The sequence below is a fragment of the Gelidibacter sp. genome (assembly GCF_039916245.1).
Classification (GTDB): domain Bacteria; phylum Bacteroidota; class Bacteroidia; order Flavobacteriales; family Flavobacteriaceae; genus Gelidibacter.
In genome coordinates this window covers 35,898-44,276 of record NZ_JBDSLS010000103.1, presented here as the reverse complement: position 1 = coordinate 44,276, position 8,379 = coordinate 35,898, and the positions used below count along the sequence as shown (strand labels likewise).

The window sequence follows — 8,379 nt, the reverse complement described above, 5'->3', positions numbered from 1 at the left end:
TATTAATTGTAATTAAACTCTTCTTTAGCTTTCATCATTTCATTGAATTCTTCTTTAGAACCAACGATGATATGCTCATAGCGTCTCACCCCTGTTCCTGCAGGAATTCTATGTCCAACAATAACGTTCTCTTTCAAGCCTTCTAAGTAGTCAATTTTAGCGCTTACTGCGGCTTCGTTAAGTACTTTAGTTGTTTCCTGGAACGATGCTGCTGATATGAATGATTTTGTCTGTAATGAAGCTCTTGTAATACCTTGTAGTATTGGAGTTGCTGTAGCCGGTTGTGCATCTCTTGCAACAGCCAACTGACCATCTTCTCTTCTTACTACTGAGTTTTCATCTCTTAACTGACGCGTCGTAACGATTTGTCCTGGTTTAAGAGTTTTAGAATCTCCAGCATCTTCAATCACTTTCATTCCAAAGATCTTATCGTTTTCTTCGATGAAATCAGATTTATGAGCCAATTGATCTTCTAAGAAGATCGTATCACCATAATCAATGATTCTAACTTTACGCATCATTTGTCTTACAACAACCTCAAAATGCTTATCGTTGATTTTCACACCTTGCAAACGATATACTTCCTGTACTTCGTTTACCAAGTATTGTTGAACCGCTGAAGGGCCTTTGATATTTAAGATATCGTTTGGAGTGATAGAACCATCAGATAATGGCATACCTGCTTTAACATAATCATTTTCTTGAACAAGAATTTGACTAGACAGCTTAACCAAGTATTTTTTAACATCACCTAAACGAGATTCGATAATAATCTCACGGTTACCTCTTTTGATTTTTCCGAAAGACACAACACCATCAATCTCACTTACTACAGCAGGATTAGAAGGGTTACGTGCTTCAAACAACTCAGTTACACGTGGAAGACCACCCGTAATATCCCCAGATTTCGCTGATCTACGAGGTATTTTTACCAAGACTTTACCAACATTAATCTTCTCACCATTGTTAATCATCAAGTGGGCACCAACTGGTAAGTTGTATGAACGTATTGCGTTTCCTTTAGAATCCTCAATATGTAAGGTTGGAATCAATTTTTTGTTTCTTGATTCAGAAATTACTTTCTCTTGGAAACCAGTTTGCTCATCAATTTCCACTTGATAGGTTACTCCTTGCTCAATGTTTTCATAAGATACCTTACCGGCAAACTCAGAAATAATTACACCGTTATAAGGGTCCCAAGAACAAATGACATCTCCTTTTTTCACTTTATCTCCTGGCTTGCAGTAGACGAATGATCCGTAAGGAATATTGTGCGTACTTAGTGTGATTCCTGTTTTGGCATCTACCAATTTGAATTCAGACGTACGGGAAATAACAACATCAACATCAGCGCCATTGTTATCTGTTCCTTTAACGACTTTTAAATCTTCAATTTCAGCAATACCATCAAACTTAACGGTCAATTTATTTTCTTCAGAAATGTTACCTGCAATACCTCCAACGTGGAAGGTACGAAGTGTTAACTGTGTACCTGGCTCTCCAATGGATTGGGCAGCAACGACACCAACAGCTTCACCTCTTTGAACCATTTTACCGGTTGCAAGGTTACGACCGTAACATTTAGAACAAATACCTTGAGTAGCTTCACAAGTTAATGCTGAACGAACCTCTATAGAATCTAAAGCAGAACCTTCGATACGTTTTGCAACAGCATCATCGATATGTTCACCAGCACTTATAATAAGCTCTTGAGTTAATGGGTCATAAACATCATTTAATGACGTTCTACCAACCACTCTGTCCTCAAGTTTCTCAATAACTTCCTCATTTTTCTTCAATGCGGATACTTCAATACCTCTTAATGTTCCACAGTCTTCACTGTAAATAATCACATCCTGAGATACGTCCACCAAACGACGTGTTAGGTAACCAGCATCTGCCGTTTTAAGAGCGGTATCTGCAAGACCTTTACGAGCACCATGAGTAGAAATAAAGTATTCCAAAATTGAAAGACCTTCCTTAAAGTTAGAAAGAATTGGGTTTTCAATAATCTCTCCACCACCTGCACTAGATTTTTTAGGTTTTGCCATCAATCCACGCATACCGGTCAACTGACGAATCTGTTCTTTAGATCCACGAGCTCCAGAATCAAGCATCATATATACCGAGTTGAAACCTTGTTGATCTTCACGGATACGTTTCATTGACAATTCCGTCAATTCAGCATTCGTAGAAGTCCAGATATCAATAACTTGGTTATAACGTTCGTTATTGGTAATCAATCCCATGTTGTAATTGGCCATAATACCATCAACTTGAGAATTGGCACTTTCAATCATGGTTTGTTTTTCAGCAGGAATAATAATATCACCTAAACTGAACGACAATCCACCTTGGAAAGCGAACTTATAGCCTAAATCTTTGATTAAATCCAATAAATCAGCTGTTTCAGGAACAGAAGTTACCTTTAAGATCACACCAATGATATCTCTCAATGATTTTTTGGTCAAGACTTGGTTAACAAAACCTGCTGCTCTTGGAACGGTTTCATTAAAGAGAACACGACCAGTGGTAGTTTCAATAATCTTAGAAATTAACTTGCCTTCCTCATTCAAGTCCTCAGTTCTTACTTTAATAGAGGCGTTCAAATCAACTTTTCTCTCATTGTAAGCAATAGTTACCTCTTCTGGAGAATAGAAAGTCAATCCTTCACCTTTTACTTTTTTGTCATCTGTTGACTTACGTTCCTTGGTCATATAATAAAGACCAAGAACCATGTCTTGAGATGGCACAGTAACAGGAGAACCGTTAGCAGGATTCAAGATATTATGAGAAGCCAACATTAACAATTGAGCTTCCAAAATAGCCTCAGGGCCTAATGGTAAATGCACAGCCATTTGGTCACCATCGAAATCCGCGTTAAACGCCGTACATACTAATGGGTGCAATTGGATCGCCTTACCTTCAATCAATTTAGGTTGAAACGCTTGAATACCTAGTCTGTGCAATGTAGGAGCACGGTTTAAAAGCACTGGATGTCCTTTTAAAACATTCTCTAAAATATCCCAAACTACAGGCTCTTTTCTGTCTATTATTTTCTTTGCAGATTTAACAGTTTTAACAATCCCACGCTCAATAAGTTTTCTGATGATAAATGGTTTGTAAAGTTCTGCTGCCATATCTTTTGGCAATCCACATTCAAATAGTTTTAATTCTGGTCCAACGACGATTACCGAACGTGCTGAATAATCCACACGCTTACCTAGTAAGTTTTGACGGAAACGTCCTTGTTTTCCTTTTAGGGAATCGGATAATGATTTTAATGGTCTGTTAGAATCTGTTTTTACTGCAGATGCTTTACGCGTGTTGTCCAATAATGAATCCACAGATTCTTGCAACATACGTTTCTCATTACGTAAAATTACCTCTGGAGCTTTGATCTCAACCAAACGCTTCAAACGGTTGTTACGAATAATCACACGACGGTACAAATCATTCAAATCCGAAGTCGCAAAACGACCACCATCCAACGGCACCAATGGACGTAATTCTGCTGGAATTACTGGTACTGCTTTCAAGATCATCCATTCTGGAAGATTCTCACGGTTAAGGTTAGAATCTCTAAACGCTTCAACAACTTGAAGACGTTTTAACGCCTCAGTTTTACGTTGCTTAGAGGTTTCTGTATTTGCTTTGTGACGCAATTCAAAAGACAACTCGGCCAAATCAATTCTTGCAAGCAAATCAATCAAGCATTCCGCTCCCATTTTTGCAATGAACTTATTTGGATCGTTGTCATCTAAATATTGGTTATCCTGAGCAATTGACTCAAGGATACTCAAGTATTCTTCTTCCGTCAAGAAATCCATTTTTTGTAATGGTTCGCCATCTACATTCTTAGCATTACCTGGTTGGATCACTACATAACGTTCGTAATAAATGATCATATCCAATTTCTTGGAAGGTAATCCCAACAAGTATCCGATTTTGTTTGGTAATGAACGGAAATACCAAATGTGCGCCACAGGAACTACCAAATTGATATGTCCAACACGGTCACGACGTACTTTCTTTTCAGTTACTTCAACCCCACAACGGTCACAAACAATACCTTTGTATCGGATACGCTTATATTTTCCACAAGCACATTCAAAATCCTTTACAGGACCAAAAATACGCTCACAGAACAAACCATCTCTTTCTGGTTTGTGTGTTCGATAATTAATAGTTTCTGGTTTAAGAACCTCACCACGAGATGCTGCTAAAACAGACTCTGGAGACGCTAAACCAATGGAGATTTTGTTAAATCTCTGTACTGTATTCTTATCTTGTCTTCTTGCCATTTTTTATGGTACTAACAAATTATAATTTAATTTTTTGATTGTTGTACGGACAGGCCATGGCCTGTCCCTACGGAATAATTTCTATGAAATTATTCCTCCAATCTAATATCCAATCCTAATCCTTTCAATTCGTGCATTAATACGTTGAAAGATTCAGGAAGTCCTGGTTCTGGCATTGGCTCTCCCTTAACGATTGCTTCGTAAGTTTTAGCTCTACCGATAACGTCATCAGATTTTACTGTTAAGATCTCACGCAAGGTTGCAGATGCGCCATAAGCCTCAAGTGCCCAAACCTCCATCTCACCAAAACGCTGACCACCAAATTGAGCTTTACCACCCAATGGTTGTTGTGTAATTAATGAGTATGGTCCGATTGAACGCGAGTGCATCTTATCATCAACCATGTGTCCAAGTTTCAACATATAAATTACACCAACAGTTGCAGGTTGATCAAAACGATCTCCCGTACCACCATCATATAGGTATGTATGTCCATAACGTGGAATTCCAGCTTCGTCAGTCAATTCGTTAATTTGATCTAGTGTAGCACCATCAAAGATTGGTGTTGCATAGGTACGTCCTAACTTTTGACCAGCCCATCCAAGAACTGTTTCATAAATTTGACCAATGTTCATACGAGAAGGTACACCTAGTGGATTCAATACGATATCTACCGGAGTTCCATCTTCAAGGAACGGCATATCTTCCTGACGAACGATACGGGCAACAATACCTTTGTTACCGTGACGACCCGCCATTTTATCACCCACTTTAAGTTTACGCTTCTTAGCGATATAAACCTTAGCTAATTTGATAATACCTGCTGGCAATTCATCTCCTACAGAAATTGTAAACTTCTCACGACGCAATGAACCTTGAAGGTCATTTTCCTTAATCTTGTAGTTGTGGATCAAATCTGCAACTAAAGCGTTTGTTTCGTCATCAGTAGTCCAAGTTCCTGAAGATAAATGCGCATAATCATCCACAGAATTTAACATCTTCAAGGTATATTTTTTACCTTTTGGAAGTATTTCCTCTCCAAGATCATTAAAGATACCTTGCGCCGTTTTTCCGTTTACGATCGTGAATAATTTGTCAATCAAAATTGCTTTTAACTCATCAAATTTTCTGTAGTAAACAGCTTCTAAAGCATCAATATCTTCTTTATCTTTTGCTCTCTTACGTTTGTCTTTTACTGCTCTTGAGAATAATTTTTTCTCAATAACAACACCGTGTAACGAAGGAGAAGCTTTTAATGAAGCATCTTTCACGTCCCCAGCTTTATCACCGAAGATTGCTCTTAATAATTTTTCTTCTGGTGTAGGATCAGATTCACCTTTTGGAGTAATCTTACCAATTAAGATATCACCAGGTTTAATCTCAGCACCAATTCGAATCATACCGTTTTCATCTAAGTCTTTAGTAGCCTCTTCAGAAACGTTAGGAATATCATTAGTCAATTCTTCGTTACCTAATTTTGTATCACGAACTTCCAATGAATATTCATCAATATGGATTGATGTAAAGATATCATCACGAACCACTTTTTCAGAAATTACGATAGCATCCTCAAAGTTGTAACCTTTCCATGGCATAAACGCCACTTTCATGTTACGACCAAGAGCAAGCTCTCCTGCTTGGGTTGCATAACCTTCACAAAGTACTTGTCCTTTTTTAACTTTATCGCCTTTGGTTACAATAGGTTTCAAGTTAATAGACGTTCCTTGGTTAGTTTTTCTAAATTTAACTAACGGATAAGTTTTAGTATCACTTTCAAAACTTACCAATGCTTGTTCTTCAGTACGCTCGTATTTGATTGTAATTTCATTAGCATCAACATACTCTACAGTACCTGCGCCTTCTGCATTAATCAAAACTCTCGAATCTGAAGCAACTTGACGCTCTAAACCAGTACCTACAATTGGTGCATCCACACGCAATAATGGTACGGCCTGACGCATCATGTTAGATCCCATCAAGGCTCTGTTCGCGTCATCATGCTCCAAGAAAGGAATCAACGATGCCGAGATAGAAGCTACTTGGTTAGGAGCAACGTCAGTATAATTAGCAGTAGAAGGATCGATTACAGGGAAATCACCTTCTTGACGAGCAATAATCTTGTCTTCAGTAATTTTTCCATTCTCATCAACTTTAAGAGTTGCTTGAGCAATCAACATATCCTCTTCCTCTTCTGCGCTTAAATATATTGGTGCATTTTTAATATCTACAACACCATCTGTAATTTTACGATAAGGTGTTTCAATGAAGCCCATTCCGTTTACTTTTGCAAAAACAGAAAGTGAAGAAATCAAACCACTGTTTGGTCCCTCTGGAGTTTCAATTGGACATAAACGACCGTAATGTGTATAGTGAACGTCACGAACCTCGAAACCTGCACGCTCTCTGGATAAACCTCCAGGTCCTAATGCTGATAAACGACGTTTGTGCGTAATCTCAGCCAATGGATTGGTTTGATCCATAAATTGAGACAACTGATTCGTTCCAAAGAATGAGTTGATTACTGAAGACAAAGTTTTAGCGTTAATCAAGTCAATTGGTGTAAACACCTCATTGTCACGAACGTTCATACGCTCACGGATAGTACGTGCCATACGTGCTAAACCAACACCAAACTGTTGTGATAATTGCTCACCTACAGTACGTACACGACGGTTAGATAAGTGGTCAATATCATCAATCTCAGCTTTAGAGTTGATCAACTCGATAAGATATTTGATAATGGTAATGATATCCAATTTGGTAAGCACTTGCTTATCCATACCGATATCAAGACCCAACTTTTTGTTCATTCTATAACGACCTACTTCACCTAGAGAGTAACGTTGGTCAGAGAAGAATAATTTGTCAATAATTCCACGAGCAGTCTCCTCATCTGGCGGCTCCGCGTTTCTTAATTGACGGTAAATATGTTCAACAGCTTCTTTTTCGGAGTTTGTTGGATCCTTTTGAAGCGTATTATGTATGATAGAATAATCACCTTGCTGCGTACTTTCTTTATGTAAAAGAACCGTTTTAGCATCAGCTTCAATAATTTCTTCAATATTGTCTTTATCTAAAACAGTATCACGATCAAGCACAATCTCGTTACGCTCAATGGATACCACTTCACCTGTATCTTCATCCACAAAATCTTCGTGCCATGTGTTAAGCACACGTGCAGCCAATTTACGACCAATGATTTTCTTAAGACCAGACTTTGATACTTTAACCTCTTCTGCAAGGTCAAAAATTTCAAGAATATCTTTATCACGTTCAAAACCGATGGCTCTGAACAAGGTTGTAACTGGTAGTTTTTTCTTTCTATCAATATACGCGTACATAACGCTATTGATATCCGTAGCAAATTCAATCCAAGAACCTTTAAAAGGAATTACTCTTGCTGAATATAACTTGGTTCCATTCGCATGGAAGGATTGACTGAAGAACACACCTGGAGATCTGTGCAATTGTGAAACCACAACACGCTCAGCACCATTGATACAGAAAGTACCACTTGGCGTCATGTATGGAATTGTACCCAAATACACATCTTGAACAATAGTTTCGAAGTCCTCATGTTCAGGATCTGTACAATACAATTTTAAACGCGCTTTTAAAGGCACACTGTATGTTAATCCTCTTTCAATACATTCTTCAATTGAATATCTTGGTGGATCAATGAAGTAATCCAGAAATTCCAAAACAAATTGATTGCGAGTGTCGGTAATTGGGAAGTTTTCCATGAAGGTATTGTAGAGACCTTCATTCCCTCTTTCTTCAGATTTTGTCTCTAATTGGAAAAAATCCTGGAAGGATTTTATTTGGATATCCAAAAAATCAGGATAGTCCGTTCTATTTACAATAGAAGAGAAGTTTAATCTTTCAGCTTTATGTGCTAACATCGATGAACGGGATTTTGATTAAAAAAATAGTTGTTTTTAATGTATATCTCCTCTGTTTGTCATTGTCTTTCAATGCTTAGATGGAGTTTGCCAATTATCACTCTCGTTGGAATCAACTTCATTTTAATGGCACATTTAATATACACAAAAGGGTTTAGGTCATTCCGAACAAT

Annotated in this window: 2 protein-coding genes; both read right to left on the bottom strand. The window is 37.9% G+C overall.

Annotated features, from left to right (window positions below; all coding sequences use genetic code 11):
• Positions 1 to 2: 2 nt before the first annotated feature.
• On the bottom strand, positions 3 to 4,304 hold the full coding sequence (rpoC, locus tag ABIQ28_RS05150) for a DNA-directed RNA polymerase subunit beta' (RefSeq protein ID WP_348035800.1): 4,302 nt from the start codon (positions 4,302 to 4,304) through the stop codon (positions 3 to 5).
• 89 nt (positions 4,305 to 4,393) lie between these two features.
• Complete coding sequence (gene rpoB, locus ABIQ28_RS05145; protein ID WP_348035799.1) at positions 4,394 to 8,206, bottom strand: DNA-directed RNA polymerase subunit beta; 3,813 nt, start codon at positions 8,204 to 8,206, stop codon at positions 4,394 to 4,396.
• Between the last annotated feature and the right edge of the window lie 173 nt (positions 8,207 to 8,379).

Coding starts and splice junctions, on each gene's coding strand:
- rpoB (WP_348035799.1), bottom strand. CDS start 8,206: ATGTTAGCACATAAAGCTGAAAGATTAAACTTCTCTTCTATTGTAAAT.
- rpoC (WP_348035800.1), bottom strand. CDS start 4,304: ATGGCAAGAAGACAAGATAAGAATACAGTACAGAGATTTAACAAAATC.